General features: G+C 74.4%; 11 protein-coding genes. 8 read left to right on the forward strand and 3 right to left on the reverse strand.

Going from position 1 to position 16,233, the window contains the following annotated elements; translation table 11 throughout:
• Positions 1-13: 13 nt before the first annotated feature.
• Positions 14-877 carry a DUF6807 domain-containing protein gene (locus V1633_RS34365; protein ID WP_331218469.1) on the reverse strand — a complete coding sequence of 288 codons (864 nt, stop codon included), beginning with the start codon at positions 875-877 and terminating at the stop codon, positions 14-16.
• 278 nt (positions 878-1,155) lie between these two features.
• On the opposite strand from V1633_RS34365, the gene V1633_RS34370 reads away from it, so the two are divergent.
• From V1633_RS34370 to V1633_RS34405, 8 genes are all read left to right on the forward strand, one after another.
• Entirely contained in the window at positions 1,156-3,288 is a 2,133-nt protein-coding gene (locus V1633_RS34370) for an acyltransferase family protein (RefSeq protein ID WP_331218470.1), read from the forward strand.
• A 421-nt stretch (positions 3,289-3,709) separates the two neighbouring features.
• Positions 3,710-4,744 carry a LacI family DNA-binding transcriptional regulator gene (locus V1633_RS34375; protein WP_331218471.1) on the forward strand — a complete coding sequence of 345 codons (1,035 nt, stop codon included), beginning with the start codon at positions 3,710-3,712 and terminating at the stop codon, positions 4,742-4,744.
• Positions 4,745-4,822: 78 nt separating this feature from the next.
• Positions 4,823-5,176, forward strand: a complete 354-nt coding sequence (locus V1633_RS34380) for an L-rhamnose mutarotase (protein WP_331218472.1) — start codon at positions 4,823-4,825, stop codon at positions 5,174-5,176.
• Position 5,177: 1 nt separating this feature from the next.
• Positions 5,178-6,344 (forward strand): L-rhamnose isomerase, encoded by a 1,167-nt coding sequence (gene rhaI, locus V1633_RS34385; protein WP_331218473.1) that lies wholly within the window; start codon positions 5,178-5,180, stop codon positions 6,342-6,344.
• 1 nt (position 6,345) lies between these two features.
• Positions 6,346-8,409 (forward strand): bifunctional aldolase/short-chain dehydrogenase, encoded by a 2,064-nt coding sequence (locus V1633_RS34390; protein WP_331218474.1) that lies wholly within the window; start codon positions 6,346-6,348, stop codon positions 8,407-8,409.
• Positions 8,410-8,495: 86 nt separating this feature from the next.
• Positions 8,496-10,001: a rhamnulokinase gene (locus V1633_RS34395; RefSeq protein ID WP_331218475.1), complete on the forward strand. Its 1,506-nt coding sequence runs from the start codon at positions 8,496-8,498 to the stop codon at positions 9,999-10,001.
• Positions 10,002-10,101: 100 nt separating this feature from the next.
• The gene (locus V1633_RS34400) at positions 10,102-12,261 is read left to right on the forward strand and encodes an acyltransferase family protein (protein ID WP_331218476.1); all 2,160 of its coding nucleotides are present in this window, start codon (positions 10,102-10,104) and stop codon (positions 12,259-12,261) included.
• Positions 12,262-12,574: 313 nt separating this feature from the next.
• The gene (locus V1633_RS34405; protein WP_331218477.1) at positions 12,575-13,834 is read left to right on the forward strand and encodes an IniB N-terminal domain-containing protein; all 1,260 of its coding nucleotides are present in this window, start codon (positions 12,575-12,577) and stop codon (positions 13,832-13,834) included.
• A 159-nt stretch (positions 13,835-13,993) separates the two neighbouring features.
• On the opposite strand, the gene V1633_RS34410 is transcribed toward V1633_RS34405, so the two are convergent.
• Positions 13,994-14,749, reverse strand: coding sequence for a hypothetical protein (locus V1633_RS34410; RefSeq protein ID WP_331218478.1), 756 nt, complete (start codon positions 14,747-14,749; stop codon positions 13,994-13,996).
• Between the two features lie 28 nt (positions 14,750-14,777).
• Positions 14,778-16,139 (reverse strand): hypothetical protein, encoded by a 1,362-nt coding sequence (locus V1633_RS34415; protein ID WP_331218479.1) that lies wholly within the window; start codon positions 16,137-16,139, stop codon positions 14,778-14,780.
• Between the last annotated feature and the right edge of the window lie 94 nt (positions 16,140-16,233).

A 16,233-nucleotide genomic window follows, 5' to 3' on the forward strand; every position in this document is an offset into this window, starting at 1 on the left:
GGCCGTGCCGTCCTCAGGCCGGCAGGACCAGGGGGACGTCGTCGCGGGTCAGCGCGCCGTCCGCGACCACGATCCGGTGCCGGCGACGCAGCGCGGTGCCGGCGGCGAGCGGCCGGGTCCGCTGCCAGGCGAGCGCGACGCAGACCCCCGGATAGATGCCGGTCCGCACGAACCAGTGGTCGCCGTCGCCCAGGCCGGTGAAGACCAGGGTGTACGCCGCGCCCTCGGCGGACCGGCCGACCAGCGCCACCCAGGGGTCCGTGCTGCCGTTCACCGCCTCCTCGCCCTCGGCGGAGGCGGTGAAGGTCGACGCCTCGCCGGGGGCGGCCCGCCAGAAGAAGCCGCCGTAGCCGGCACCGCCGGGGCGACCGTTCGTCGCCGGGCTGCCCAGCACCACGTCCCGGTCGGCGGGCGCGGTCAGGGTGTAACCGAAGTCGAGCAGCCAGGCGTCGGCACGGCCGGGGAGTTCGGCGGCGCGGACCGTCCGCTCCTCGGTCAGCAGCGTGCCGCCGGAGGGATCCGACCAGAGCAGCCGCTCGGCGAACCCGGTGACCTCGGCGGGCGGCGGCCCGTCGGGCAGCCAGGCGTCGTGGTCGATCCGGCCGTGGTCGTCCCGCCAGGTGTAGCCGGTCCCCCGGACGTAGGTCCGGCCGCCCCACAGGTTCGTACCGGAGACGTCCTGCAGCGCCACCGAGACGCCGAGGTGCCACCGGTGGTCCTCGGGCAGGGTGTCGGTGACGGTCACCCCGGCCAGGGTCCGTACCGGGTGCAGGTACGGCCGTGGGCCCCACCGCGGGTCGATCTCCGGTTCGACGACGTATCCGGCGACGGTCTCGTCGCGCACCCGTAGCCGTGGCCCGGTCGGCTCGTCGGTCATCAGCCCGCTCCTGTCGGTGCGATCGCGGTTGTGCGGCGTGTTTCCGGCGGCGGTCGGCAGGATCCCGCCACACCACACGGGAAAGCGCTTGCCGAGTGGACAGCGTACCCCCGCCGGTCACCGCGGGTTAACCCCGAAGATCTACTACCCGGCTACGCTGCCCCGGCCCCGGCGGTGACCATGCCTCCCGCCCGAGGTGGACCAGGGGCCGCGCGCCGCGTACGTGGGCCCGGCCCGGCCGAGCGCCGGTCCCGACGCATCACGAGGGCGGAGAGACAGTGACCCGATCGGACAGCGCACGCCCCGGCGACCCGGGGCGGACCGGTTTCCGTGCCGACATCGAGGGCATGCGGGCGCTCGCCGTCGGCCTGGTCCTGCTCTTCCACGCCGGCCCGGTGCTGGTGCCCGGTGGTTTTGTCGGCGTCGACGTCTTTTTTGTCATCTCCGGCTTCCTGATCACCGGTCTGCTCGTCGCCGAACTGGAGGCGACCGGGCGGATCTCCCTGCTCGACTTCTACGCGCGTCGGGCCAAGCGGCTGCTGCCCGCCGCCGGGGTGGTCCTCGCCGCCAGCCTGGTGCTGACGTACCTGCTGCTGCCCCGGATCCGCTGGGCCGACACCGGGTGGGACGTGGTGGCCAGCGGACTGTACGTGATGAACTGGCGGCTCGCCGGACAGGCGGTGGACTACCTCGCCGAGGACCAGGCGCCCAGCATCCTGCAGCACTTCTGGTCGCTCGCCGTCGAGGAGCAGTTCTACCTGGTGTGGCCACTGCTGCTGTTCGGCGTGGCGCTCTGGGCCCACCGGCGGGGCCGCACCGGCCTGCCCCGGGGGCGGCTGCTGCTCTGTCTGGCCCTGGTCGCGCTCCCCTCCCTCGCCTGGTCGATCCGGCTGACGGACGACGAACCCGGCCGGGCGTACTTCGTCAGCACCACCCGGATGTGGGAGCTCGCGGTCGGCGGCGGGCTGGCCATCCTCGGCCCGTACCTGGGGCGGCTGCCCCGGTCGGTGGCGGTCGGGCTCGGCTGGGCCGGACTCGCCGCGGTCCTGGTCGCGGCCACCACCTTCGAGTCGGGGACCCGGTTCCCCGGCCACGCCGCGCTGCTGCCCACCCTGGGCGCGGCCGCGATCATCGCCGCCGGTGCCGCCGCCGGCCGGGCCGGGCCGGTCGCGCTGCTGGGCCGGCGGCCGTTGCGGGTGATCGGCGCGCTCTCCTACTCGCTGTACCTCTGGCACTGGCCGCTGCTCGTCGCGGCGCGGGCCCACTTCGGCGAGCTCGGCCCGGCGGCCGGGCTGGCCGTGGTGCTGGTCGCCGTGGTGCCGGCCGTGCTCACCCACCGGTACGTCGAGAACCCGGTCCGCCGGGCCCGGGGGCTGCGCCTTCGGCCAGCTCGGGCGATCCGGCTCGGTGCCGTCTGCACCGGCGTACCGGTGCTGGCCGGGCTGCTCTTCCCGTACGCGGTCCCGTCGGTGCCGGCGCCGCCGCCGAACTCCGCGCTGACCCGGCTCGCCGAGACCGCGGACGCCCCCGGTGCCCTGCTCACCCCGCCGGCGCCCGGCGCGGCGGTGCTCGGCGACCTGCCCCGGGACAACCCGGCCGGCGCCCCGGTGGACCGGGTCGACGCCGTCACGCCGGATCCGCTGGCCGCCCGGGACGACACCCCGACCGTCTACGCCGAAGGCTGCCATCTCGACGCCCGGAAGAGCACCGTGCGGTCCTGCGTCTACGGGGTACGCGACGCGGACTTCACGGTCGCGGTCGCCGGCGACTCGCACGCCGCGCAGTGGGTACCGGCGCTCCAGGCCCTCGCCCTGTCCCGGGGCTGGCGACTGGTCACGTACACGAAGTCCGGCTGCCCGTTCGTCGACCTGCCGGTCGAGCTGGACGGTCAGCACTACCGCAGTTGCACCGAGTGGAACACCACGCTGCGGGCCACCCTCACCGGACCGCAGCGGCCGGACCTGCTGGTCACCAGCGGCTGGCTCTACCAGCCGTGGCGCGACGACGGGCCGGTGGCCGGGCCGGAGGGTGTTGCGGCGCTGGCCGACGGGCTGCACCGGACCTGGGCCGGGATGGTCGCCGCCGGGGTGCCGACGGTGGTGCTCCGGGACACCCCGCACCCCGACCTCGACGTGGCGGAGTGTGTCTCGGCCCATCCGGAGCGGCTGACCCGGTGCGCCGTACCCCGGTCGGCGGCGCTGACCGGTTCGGGGGTGGTGCAGGAGCGGGCGGTCGCCGGGTTGGCCGACGTACCCCTGATCGACCTCAACGACGCGATCTGCCCGACCGACCGGTGCGCGCCGGTGATCGGCGGGGTCCTGGTCTACCGGGACGCCGACCACCTGACCGCCACCTACGCGCTGAGCCTCGCGCCCCGGCTCGGTGCCGCGCTCGACAACATCCTGCACTGAGCCGCCGAGCCCGGAATCCCTGTCGCCCGACCCGTGTGCGGCCGGGTTCCCACGCTGAGCTGACCCGGCGCTGCATCCCGTGTGCGGCGACTCCCGGGCCGAACTGGCCGGCGTGGAATCCCCACGTGCGGCGGGGTCAGGCGCTGAGCCGGCCGGCGTGGAATCCGCGCCCGGACCTGCTGGGGACGCCGTCGGGCACGTCCGCCGCGCGTCGCCGGGGCCGGGCCGGGCGGGCTGCCGGCGAGGCTACCCGGAGTGCCGGCTGGTGCGGCGTACCGTGTCGGACGCACGGGCTGGGCCACGGCGAACGCCGGGGAACGCGTCGCCCGGGTGCCGACGGTGCCGGGGCACGGCGCGCTCGGCCGCCAGATAACCTTGACACGTTTCAGCCCGGGCGGTCCGGGCGACGGAGGGAGACGTGGTGGCGGGACCCACGGTGAGCATCCGGGACGTGGCCGCCCAGGCGGGTGTCTCGGTGGGGACGGTCTCGAACGTGCTCAACCGACCCGACATCGTCGCCGCGTCGACCCGCAGCCGGGTCCTGGCCGTCATCAGCGAGCTGGGATTCGTGCCCAACGACGCCGCCCGGCAGTTGCGCCGGGGCCGGGGTCGCACGCTCGGCCTGGTGGTGCTGGACGTGGCCAACCCGTTCTTCACCGACGTGGCGCGCGGCGTCGAGGACGCGACCGGCGAGGCCGGCATGGCGGTGATCTTCTGCAACAGCGACGGCGACCCGGGCAAGGAGAGCCGTTACCTCGACCTGCTGGAGGAACAGCGGGTCCAGGGGGTGCTGATCACACCCGTGGACGACGCGAACGAGCGACTGGTGCGGCTGCGGGACCGTGGGGTACTGGTCATCCTGCTGGACCGCCGCTCGACCCGGACCGACGTCTGCTCGGTCTCGGTGGACGACCGGCTCGGCGGTGAACTCGCCATGCGGCACCTGGTGGAGGCCGGACACCGCCAGATCGCCTTTGTCGGCGGCCCCTGGCGACTGGAGCAGGTACGTGACCGGCACCAGGGCGCCCTGCACGCGCTGCGCGAGGCGGGCCTGACCGAGCAGAGCATGCGCCGTTACGAGACCGCCAGTCCGACGGTGGCGGCCGGCCGGGACGCGGCGTCCCGGATCCTCGGCCAGCCCCGGTCGACCCGGGCGACCGCGGTGTTCTGCGCCAACGACCTGCTCGCGCTCGGCGTGCTGCAGGAGTTGACCCGGCAGCAGGTCCGGGTGCCGGAGGACATCGCGCTGGTCGGCTACGACGACATCGACTTCGCCGCCGCGGCCGCCGTGCCGCTCTCCTCGGTACGGCAGCCGCGGCAACGGCTCGGCCGGACCGCGGCGCAGTTGATGCTGGAGGAGGCGAACGACCCGGAGGGCCACCGGCACCAGCAGGTGGTCTTCGAACCGGAACTGGTGGTCCGGGAGTCGAGCCGGTACGCCCGCCCCGCCGACTGACCGTTTCTTGACAGTTCAACGATGCCGATCGTATTTTGAGGGCGTTTGGTTGAAACGGTTCATTACAGGGAGGCCGCCATGCGGCGCGTCTGCTTCATCCTGCGGGTCCGGCCCGACCGGCTGGCCGAGTACCGCGAACGACATGCGGCGGTCTGGCCGGACATGCTCGCCGCGCTCCGCGACGCCGGCTGGCACGACTACTCCCTCTTCCTGCACGACGACGGGCTGCTGGTCGGGCACTTCCGCACCGCGGACCTGGCCGCCTCGCTCGCCGCGATGGAACGCACCGAGGTCAACGCCCGGTGGCAGGCCGAGATGGCACCCTTCTTCGTCGGACTGGACGGGCGGCGCCCCGACGAAGGATTCCTCGTCCTGGACGAGATCTTCAACCTGGACACCCAACTCGCCGCGCTTGAGAACACGGAGGCCTGACATGACCGAGCAGAGCGAGGTCCGGGCCGCGTTGCGGGCCCAGCGGATCGAGGTGCCGTCCTGGGCGTACGGCAACTCGGGCACCCGGTTCAAGGTCTTCGCCCAGCCCGGCGTGCCGCGTACGCCGGAGGAGAAGATCGCCGACGCGGCCCAGGTGCACGCGTTCACCGGGATCGCCCCGATCGTCTCGCTGCACATCCCCTGGGACCGGGTCGACGACTACGCCAAACTGGCGTCGTACGCCGCCGAGCGGGGGGTACGGCTCGGCGCGATCAACGCCAACGTCTTCCAGGACGACGACTACCGGCTCGGCAGCGTCACCAACCCGGATCCGCGGATCCGTCGCAAGGCGCTGGACCATCTGCTGGAGTGCGTCGACATCATGGACGCCACCGGCTCGCGGGACCTGAAGCTGTGGTTCTCCGACGGGACCAACTACCCGGGCCAGGACGACATCCGGGCCCGGCAGGACCGGCTCGCCGAGGCGCTGTCGGCGACCTACCAGCGACTCGGCCCGGACCAGCGGATCCTGCTGGAGTACAAGTTCTTCGAGCCGGCCTTCTACATGACCGACGTGCCGGACTGGGGCACCGCGTACGCGCACTGCCTGAAGCTCGGCGAGAAGGCCCAGGTGGTGATCGACACCGGGCACCACGCCCCGGGCACCAACATCGAGTTCATCGTGGCGTTCCTGCTCCGTGAGGGCCGGCTCGGTGCCTTCGACTTCAACTCCCGGTTCTACGCCGACGACGACCTGATGGTCGGCTCGGCCGACCCGTTCCAGCTGTTCCGGATCATGCACGAGATCGTCAGGGTCGACGCACTGCGGCCGGAGTCGGGAATCAACTTCATGCTCGACCAGTGCCACAACATCGAGCCGAAGATCCCGGCCCAGATCCGCTCGGTGCTCAACGTGCAGGAGGCGACCGCGAAGGCACTGCTGGTCGACACGGAGGCGCTGACCGCCGCGCAGTCGGCCGGGGACGTGCTGGGTGCGAACGGGGTGCTGATGGACGCCTTCAACACCGACGTACGGCCGCTGCTGCGCGAGGTCCGCGCGGAGATGGGACTGGACCCGGACCCGATGGCGGCGTACGCCCGCTCGGGTTACGCCGAGAAGATCGTCGCCGAGCGGGTCGGCGGCCAGCAGGCTGGCTGGGGGGCCTGAGATGACGGAGAACCGGACGCCGCCCGAGGTCGCCGCGCTGCTCGACCGGTCGCACCGGCTCGGCGCGGACAAGCGCTACACCAACTACGGTGGCGGCAACACCTCCGCCAAGGGCACCGCCGACGACCCGGTCACCGGTGCGGCCACCGAACTGATGTGGGTCAAGGGATCCGGCGGTGACCTCGGCACCCTGACCGGGAGCGGGCTCGCGGTACTGCGGCTGGACCGGCTCCGCGCGCTGGTCGACGTCTATCCCGGCGTCGAGCGTGAGGACGAGATGGTCGGCGCCTTCGACTACTGCCTGCACGGCAAGGGCGGAGCCGCGCCGTCGATCGACACCGCGATGCACGCCCTGGTCGACGCGGCGCACGTCGACCACCTGCATCCGGACGCCGGCATCGCGCTGGCCACCGCCGCCGACGGGCCGGAGCTGACCCGCCGCTGCTTCGGCGACCGGGTGGTCTGGGTGCCGTGGCGTCGCCCCGGCTTCCAGCTCGGCCTGGACATCGCCGCGATCGTCCGGGACAACCCGCAGGCGATCGGCTGTGTCCTCGGTGGCCACGGCATCACCGCATGGGGGGCCAGCAGCGCCGAGTGCGAGGCGAACTCGCTGGAGATCATCGAGACCGCGACCCGGTTCCTCGCCGAGCACGGCCGGCCGGAGCCGTTCGGGCCGGTGCTTCCCGGGTACGAGGCCCTGCCCACCGCCGAGCGTCGGGCGCGGGCCGCCGCACTCGCCCCGGTGCTGCGCGGACTGGCCAGTACGGACAGCCGGAAGACCGGACGCTTCCAGGTCGGACACTTCACCGACGACGAGGCGGTGCTGGACTTCCTGGCCCGCGCCGAGCACCCGCGGCTGGCCGCGCTCGGCACCTCCTGCCCGGACCACTTCCTGCGGACCAAGGTCCGGCCGCTGGTGCTGGACCTGCCGGCCGGGACCCCGCTGCCCGAGGTGCTGACCCGGCTGCGGGAGCTGCACGAGGCGTACCGGAAGGACTACCGGGCCTACTACGAGCGGTACGCGTCCGCGGACTCCCCCGCGATCCGCGGTGCCGACCCGGCGGTCGTGCTGGTGCCCGGGGTCGGCATGTTCAGCTTCGGGCGGGACAAGCAGACCGCCCGGGTGGCCGCCGAGTACTACCTCAACGCGATCAACGTGATGCGCGGCGCCGAGGCCGTCTCCACGTACGCGCCGATCGACGAGGCGGAGAAGTTCCGGATCGAGTACTGGGCGCTGGAGGAGGCGAAGCTCCAGCGGATGCCGAAGCCGAAGCCGCTGGCCGGCCGGGTCGCGCTGGTCACCGGCGCCGGTTCCGGGATCGGGGCGGCGATCGCCCGCCGGCTCGCCGCCGAGGGTGCCTGCCTGGTGGTCGCCGACCGCAACGCCGAGGGCGCGGCGGAGGTGGCCGCCGGGCTCGGCAACGCCGACCGGGCGGTCGCGGTGTCGGTGGACGTCACCGACCCGGCCGGGATCGAGGCCGCCTTCGCCGAGGCCGCGCTCGCCTTCGGCGGTGTCGACCTGGTGGTCAACAACGCCGGGCTGTCGATCTCGAAGTCGCTGCTGGAGACCACCGAGGCGGACTGGGACCTGCAGCACGACGTGATGGCCAAGGGTTCCTTCCTGGTCTCCCGGGCCGCCGCCCGGGTGATGCTGGACCAGGGCCTGGGCGGGGACATCGTCTACATCTCCAGCAAGAACTCGGTCTTCGCCGGCCCGAACAACATCGCCTACAGTGCTGCCAAGGCCGACCAGGCCCACCAGGTACGGCTGCTCGCCGCCGAACTCGGCGAGCACGGCGTACGGGTGAACGGGGTGAACCCGGACGGGGTGGTACGCGGCTCGGGGATCTTCGCCAGCGGCTGGGGCGCCCAGCGGGCCGCCGTCTACGGGGTGCCGGAGTCCGAACTGGGGGCGTACTACGCCCAGCGGACGCTGCTGAAGCGGGAGGTGCTGCCGGAGCACGTGGCCAACGCGGTCTTCGCGCTCACCGGCGGCGAGCTGTCGCACACCACCGGCCTGCACGTGCCGGTGGACTCCGGCGTGGCCGCGGCCTTCCTGCGATGAGTGGTCCGACGGAACCGGCGGCGGGCTCCCCCGCCGCCGGTCCACCGGATGCGCCGCCCGCCGGTCCGCCGACCGGCGCAGGGACGGTGCGGCGGCGCGGGCCGGGCTCGACGGCGGTGGCCGCGGTCGACCTCGGTGCCGGCAGCGGGCGGGTGATGCTCGCCGAGATCGCCGCCGACGGGGTGAGCCTGACCGAGGTGCACCGGTTCCCCAACGACCCGGTACGGCTGCTCGACACCCTGCACTGGGACGTGCTGCGGCTGTACGCGGAGACCGTGCGGGGACTGCGGGCGGCGTTGGCCCGCCGGCCCGACCTGGCCAGCGTCGGCATCGACTCGTGGGCGGTCGACTACGGGCTGCTCGACACGACCGGGGCGCTGCTCGGCAACCCGGTGCACTACCGGGACGGACGTACCGAGGGGGTGCCGGAGCGGGTGGTGGCGGCGCTCGGCGCCGACCGCCTCTACACCACGACCGGGCTGCAGCTGCTGCCGTTCAACACCCTCTTCCAGCTCGTCGCCGCGACCGGCACCCCGATCCTGGACCGGGCGGAGCGGCTGCTGCTCATCCCGGACCTGTTGAGCTACTGGCTGACCGGGGTGGCGGGCACGGAGGTCACCAACGCCTCCACCACCCAGTTGCTCGACGTGCGTACCCGGCGCTGGTCCACGGAGCTGATCAGCGCGGCCGGTCTGCCGGAGCGGCTGTTCGGCCCGCTGCGCCAGCCGGGTGAGCCGGCCGGTGACCTGCGTGCCGAGGTACGGGAGGCGGTCGGCGCGACCGGTCCGCTGCCGGTGACCGCGGTCGGTTCGCACGACACCGCCTCGGCGGTGGTCGCGGTGCCGGCCGAGGGGGACCGGTTCGCCTACATCTCCTGCGGCACCTGGTCGCTGGTCGGCGTCGAACTGCCGGAGCCGGTGCTGTCGGCGGAGAGCCGGGAGGCGAACTTCACCAACGAGGCCGGGGTGGACGGCACGGTCCGCTACCTGCGCAACGTGATGGGGCTCTGGCTGCTCCAGGAGTCGCTGCGGGTCTGGCGGTCCCGCGGGTACGACGTCGAGCTGCCGGCGCTGCTCGCCGCCGCCGCCCGGGAGCCGGGGCTGGCCGCCGTGGTCGACCCGGACGACCCGGTCTTCCTGCCGCCCGGCGACATGCCGGCCCGGCTGGCCCGGGCCTGTGCCGAGCGGGGCGAGCCGGTTCCTGACGGGCCGGCCGCGATCACCCGGTGCATTCTGGACAGTCTGGCGCTGGCGCACCGGTCCGCGGTGCGGCAGGCGGGGCGGTTGGCGGACCGGTCGGTGGACGTGGTGCACATCGTCGGTGGCGGCGCCCGCAACGAGCTGCTCTGTCAGCTCACCGCCGATGCCTGCGGACTGCCGGTGGTCGCCGGTCCGGTGGAGGCGACCGCGCTGGGCAACGCGTTGGTGCAGGCCCGGGCGCTCGGCGTACTGGACGGTGGGCTGGCGGAGCTGCGTGGACTGTTGCGGCGGACGCTGCCGGGTTCCGGCTCGCTCCGGACCTACCAGCCGACGCCGGGGGTCGAGATCGCCTGGCGGGACGCTGCCGAGCGGGCCGGCCGCCGGGACGGCTAGCGGTGAGCATTACTCACGAAAGCCAAATAGGCCCTTCAATGGGGAACATCTGCTAGGAAGGTGCTAACCGGACCAGAGCCTGGGCTTGGAGTGTGGACAGATGGCGACGCCGACGCGGACGCGACCCCAGCCCCAACCCGAGATCGGGACCGGTCACCGGCCCGACCTCCTCGGCCTCGCCGCGCTCGCCGTGCTGCCGCTGCTGCTCGCGGGCGCCGGACTCGATGTCGTACCCGGCGGACCATTCGGGTGGGACGTCCTGTTTGTACTCGCCGGTTTCCTGGTCACCGCCCTGCTGCTCGGCGAGTGGCACCGGGCCGGCCAGGTCACGTTGACCGCGTTCTACGCCCGGTGCGCCCGACGACTGCTGCCGACCGCCGTGCTGGTACTGGCCGCGTCCGTACTGCTGGTCCTGACCTGCCTGCCCCGGTCACGGTGGCCGGAGGCCGGCTGGGACCTGTTGGCCGCCGGGCTCGGCGTACTGAACTGGCGGCTCGCCGCGCAGGACGCCGGCGTACCGGTGGCCCCGGACGCGACCACCGGGCTGCTGGCGCAGCACTGGGCGCTGGGCGTCGGCGCACAGTTCCTCGTGTTCTGGCCGGTGCTGCTCGCCGGTGTCGCGGTCTGGGCGGTCCGCCGCGACGGCCGCGACCCGCGCCGGCCCCTGCTGTACGCCGCCGGCCTGCTCGTCGCCGGTTCGCTCGGCTGGGCGGTGCTGGGCGCCAGCCCTGGCGCCCCGGCGTTCTTCGGCACACACACCCGGGCCTGGGAACCCGCCCTCGGCGCCGGGCTCGCCCTGCTCGCACTCCGACCGGTCGCACTGCCCCGGTGGGTCGCCGCCGTACTCGGCTGGGGTGGCCTCGTCGCCATCGCCGTCGCCGTCCTCGCCTTCCGTCCCGGGCCGGGTGCCGCCGGCTCCGCCGCCCTGCTGCCCGCGCTCGGCGCCGCCGCCGTCATCCTCAGCCGCACCGGCCGTACCGGTACGGCCGGCGGCGGCCGGCCGGTCGAGATCCTGGCCAGCCGGCCGGTACGGGCGGCGGGGCAGCTCTGCTATGGGCTGTACCTCTGGTACTGGCCGTTGCTGGCCGCCGCGCACGCGCGGTTCGGCGAACTGCCGGCGGTGGCGGGACTGGCCGTGCTCGGCGGCGCCGTCCTGCTCGCCGCCCTCACCCGCCGCCACGTCGAGACACCACTGCGCACCGGCCTGCCCGCCTGGTCACCGGCCGAGACGTTGCGGATCGCCGCGCTGGTGCCGGCCGCCGTGATGGTCGGCGGACTGCTGCTGCAACTCGGCGTCTGGCCGCCCCGTCAGGTCCCGCCGCCCTCCGGCACGGCGGCACCGGTGACGGTCTCGCCCAGCCCGTCGGCCCCGGCACCGGCACGGGGTGCCGCCGTGCTCCGCGGCTCGCCGTCGAACGACCCGGCCGGCGCTCCGGTGGCCCGGGTCCGGTCGATCAGTCCGAAGCCGGCCGACGCCGGGGCGGACCTGCCGGAGGTCTACCGGCACAACTGCTTCTCCGGCGGCCCGGACGGTCCCGCCCGGGCCTGCGTCTACGGCGACCGGAACTCCGCCTTCACCGTCGCGCTGGCCGGCGACAGCCACGCCGCGAGCTGGGTGCCCGCGCTGCGGGGCGTCGCCGAGGCGAAGGGCTGGCGGTTGATCACCTACCTCCGGCCCGGTTGTCCCTTCCTCGACCTGCCGGTCGCCGACGCCGCCACCGGCCGCCCGGACGCCGCCTGCGCCAAGTGGTACGCCAACGTGCGGGCCGAACTCACCGGCCCGGAACGCCCGGCGCTGCTGCTGACCACCGGCCACCGGTACCCGCCCTCGGCCGGCGGCCGGACACTGACCGGCCGCGCCGCCGAGAACGCGCTGGTCGAGGGGATGCGGCGGACCTGGGCCGGTCTGGTCGCCGACCGGGTCCGCACGGTGGTGCTCCGGGACACCCCGGTGCCCGGAATCGACGTGCCGAAGTGCGTGTCGAAGAATCCCGAGCGGCTGACCCGGTGCGCGCCGTCGCGGCGTACCGCGCTGGCGGCCGGCGCCGGAACCGCCCAGGCGGAGGCGGTACGGAGGCTGGACGACGTACCGCTGATCGACCTGAACGGCGCGATCTGCCCGACCTCCCGGTGCGCGCCGGTGATCGGCGGTGTCCTGGTCTACCGGGACGCGAGGCACCTCACGGCGAGCTACGCGCAGAGCCTGAGCCCTCGGCTCGGGAGTGCGCTGGAGCGGGTGGTCGGCCAGAGCGCGCCGTGACGGGTCGACGGCGGATCACCGCGAGGTACGGGGTGGCGGGGCGGCGCCAGCACCTCCCGGGCCACGTCCTTAAGCGTGACGCGGGCCGACTCGGGCCGGCCTGATCGCCCAGATCCGCGTCCGGCCCCTCGGCCGGATCCCCGGGAAACCCCTAAGCCCCTAACGTCCCAGCCCTCGGGGCACCCCGGCGGTTGGGGAGAGAACACGGGCTCGTCCCCGATGTCCGGTACGTCGACCCCGCCGTACGGTCATTGCCAGGTCTGGACCGACATGCCCAGATCATCCCCGCCCAACGTTCGAGGAGATCGTCACTGTGAGTACGGCACCCACCGCGGACCAGACCGCCACCTCGGCCCCGGCCGCCAACCCGCAGCCGGCTCCGGCCCCGGAGGCGCCCGCCGCGCCCGAGGCCGCCGCGCCGGAGTCGACCCAGACCCTGCACGACTTCGTCCTCAACCTGCTCAGCGACGCCGAACTCCGCTCGGCCTTCGAGCTGGACCCGACGGGCACCCTGGAGAGCCTCGGGCTCTGCGACGTGGTCCCCGCCGACGTGCACGACGTGATCCCGCTGGTGGTCGACTCCGTACCGCTGCAGGGCCTCACCGACCTCAGCGCCGTGGAGAGCCTCGGCCTGAGCTCGCTCAGCGTCAGCCCGACCGCCGTCGTCGGCCAGGTGCAGACGGTCGCCAATCAGTTCACCACCGGGCTCTACGCCACCGACGCGGACGTCAGCGTGGCCGGCGTCGCCGGGGTCAGCATCGACCCGAACGGCCTGACCGTGACCGCCTCCTCCTCCGCGCTGCCGGTGCTCGGCCTGGGCAGCGGCCTGACCGTGGACCTGTCCGGGGCGCACGACGTCGCCGAGACCCTCGACTCGACGGTGCTGAACGCGGCCGGCGGGCTCGGGGTGGTCGACGGTGTCCTCGGCACCGCCGACTTCGCCGCCACCACGGTGACCTCCACCGCCGGCACCGCGACCGGCCTGGTCGGCGCGGGTGACCTGGGCGGCCTGACCGACCTGACCGGCACGCTGGGCAACGTCACCGACCTGAGCAGCACCCTGGGCACGGTGACCGGCACCGTCGACGGCACGATCGGCGGCGTCGCCGACCTCGACGGCACCCTGGCCGGGGTCACCGACGTGGACGGCACCCTGGACAACGTCACCGGCACCGTCACCGGCACGCTCGGTGGCGTGACGGACCTGGGCGGGGTCACCGACCTGGGTGGCGTCACCGACCTGAGCGGCGTCACCGGCCTGGCCGGCGGCGTCACCGACCTGGGTGGCGTGGCCGACCTGGGCAGCGTCACCGGCCTGGCCGGCGGCGTCACCGACCTCGGCGGGGTCACCGACCTGGCCGACCTCGACGGCACCCTGGGCGGCGTGACCGGCACGGTCGACGGGACGCTGGGCGGCGTCGCGGACCTCGACGGCACCCTGGGTGGGGTCACCGACCTGGGCGGCACCACGGGCAACGTCACCGGGACCGTCGACGGCGCGCTGGGCGGCGTGACCGGTCTGCTGGGCGGCGGCGACCTCGGCGTGCAGAACCTGACCGACGGCGTCCTCTGAGCACTTCCCTCCACCAGTAACGGCGGCGGGGGGGGCCCCCCCCCCCCCCGCCCCGGGGCCCCCCCGGGGGCCGGGCCCCACAACCACCACACCCGGGCGCCGGCCCCCCCCCCCCCCTCCCCCCCCCCCCCCCCCCCCCCCCCGCCGTTCGTCCGGGACCTACTCGTACTCCTGGCCGCAGACCGCCAACTCCGCCAGATCGTCCCAGGTCAGGGTCTCGACGGCCACCTCCTCGGGCCCCGGTTCCGGGCGCAGCGGCACCACCGGTCCGGGCAACTCCACCCGTATGCCGTCAGCCAGGTCCCAGCCGCCGATCGTGCCGGCCAGGCCGCACTCCAGGTAGGACGCCGGAGTGAAGTTGTACCAGCGCAGCCCGATACACCGTCGGTGGCCGCCCGGCCGGGGCGCGTCCAGCCCCAGTCCGGCGTACGGCGGCAGTGGGCCCTGGTCGGCGAAGTCCGCCAGGTCGGCGATCTGGCACAGCACGATGGATTCCCAGTCGACGTACCGGCGTGGTTCCTCGGTCAGCCACTCGAACGAGGTCGACCGCCACTGCGGCCGGATCGGCGGGGGCTCGACCGTCGCCGCAGCCACCACCATCGCCGCCACCTCGTCCAGGTCGAACCCGACCCGTCCGGCCACCGACCGGCCCACCTGCCACCAGCCGCGAAGAAACTCGTCCAGGGTCCGCCCCTGCCCGGTCATCCGCTCGCTCTCGGCGAGGACCCGCTGGTAGAGGTCGCGGTTGGTACGGCAGACCGGTTCCGCCGGCCCGGCCACCCAGTACGTCTGCCTGTGCCGCACCCCGGACTCCAGCACCATGACCTGGGCCAGCGCGGCTATCCGGTCCGGATGTGCGGCCACCCGGTACTCGTTGCCGTTGTCGTCCTGCCGCCAGACTTCCCACTCCGCCATCGTCGGAGGGTAGCCGGACGGCCCACGGTCACAACCCCGCCTCGTCCAGTATCCGGTGGGCTCGGGCGGCCGGCAGCGCCGGATGGGCGGCGGCGGCGCGGACCACCTCGTCGTCCTCGTCGGCGAGCAGTTCCGCGACCCGGGCCGGGTGGAGTCCCCGATGTCCGGCGGCGGCCCGGCGTACGGACGGCTCCGGATCGGCGGTGAGTCGGTTGAGCACTTCCGGGGCGAGGTCGGGGCCGGCCAACGCCAGACACCGGACCCGGGGCTCGGGGTGCTCGGCGAAGCGGGCGAAGGCCGTGGCCGGGAAGTTCGGGTGCTCGACCAGCCGGGGTCGGATCGGACCGCCGTCGCCGTGTTCCCGGACCAGGCGTTCCAGCACCTCCGGAGGTGTGTCCGGACGTGTCGCGGCGTAGCGGCGTACCCGCCAGTCGGGGTCGGCGTCGAGGCGCCGCCACGCCTCCGGCGGCAGGTCGCGACTACCGGCCAGCGCCCGCCGGAAGGCCACGTGCCGGGAGTCCAGGTAGGACAGTCGGGCGGGCAGCGGCAGTTCGCGCAGCCAGATCGGCTCGGCGAGGCTCCAGTCCAGCGCGACCCGCGCGTCGAGGCTGCCCGCCGCCTTCTCGGCGGCCAGCTCCGCGTGCAGCCGGTCGCGGGTCCGCTCGTCGACCCCGGGATGCTGCATCATCGCGGCGCGGACGAGCGGGTGCGGGTCGGCGACCAGCACCGCGACCACCTCGGCCGACAGCCGGGGGTTGCGGGCGACGGCCTGCCGTGTCTCGTGGTCCGGGTCGGTGGCCAGGGAGAAGGCGAGGGCGTCGGTCAGCTCCGCGTATCCGGCGACGTGTGCCCGGGTCGCCGGGTCGGCGAGGCAGGTCGGGTGCAGCTCCACCGGCACCGGCGGTTGGGCCCGGCGGGACGCGGCGGTACGTACCGTCGGATCGGGATCGGTGAGCAGAGCGGCCCGCACCGGGGCGGGGGCGGTCCACCAGGCGTCCGCCACGGCGGCCCGGATCCGGGGGTCGGGGTCGCGGGCCAACTCGTCGGGCGACCGCGCGTACGCCTCGGCCAGCTCCTCGACGGGGAGGAAGACCTCCCGCTCGACCATGCTCCGGACGAAGTCGCGGTGCGCGTACCGGATCGCCGGATCGGGGTCGGCGGCGATCCGGGCCCGGATCGCCGGGGAGACCCGGTCGCCGTGCAGGAACAGCGCCGAGCCGGGGTCGCGGTGGGCGAGGATCGTCTCGGCCACCGCGTCCGGCAGCGGGCGTCGCCGGCTGGCCAGTTCGCGGGCGACGACGGCGTCCCGGGCCAGCCGGACCAGGATCTGCTCGGTGGCGGCGGGGTTCCGGGCCAGTCCGGACAGCCTCGCCCGCTCGCGTGCGGTCATGCCGCACGGTAGCCGGTGCCGGGGGGCCGGGGGGGGGCCCCCCCCCGGGGGGGGCCCGGCCCCGGGGCCCGGGGCCCCCCCGCCCCCCCCCGCC

The organism is Plantactinospora sonchi (assembly GCF_036422035.1).
In the GTDB taxonomy this organism is placed as follows: Bacteria; Actinomycetota; Actinomycetes; order Mycobacteriales; family Micromonosporaceae; genus Plantactinospora; species Plantactinospora sonchi.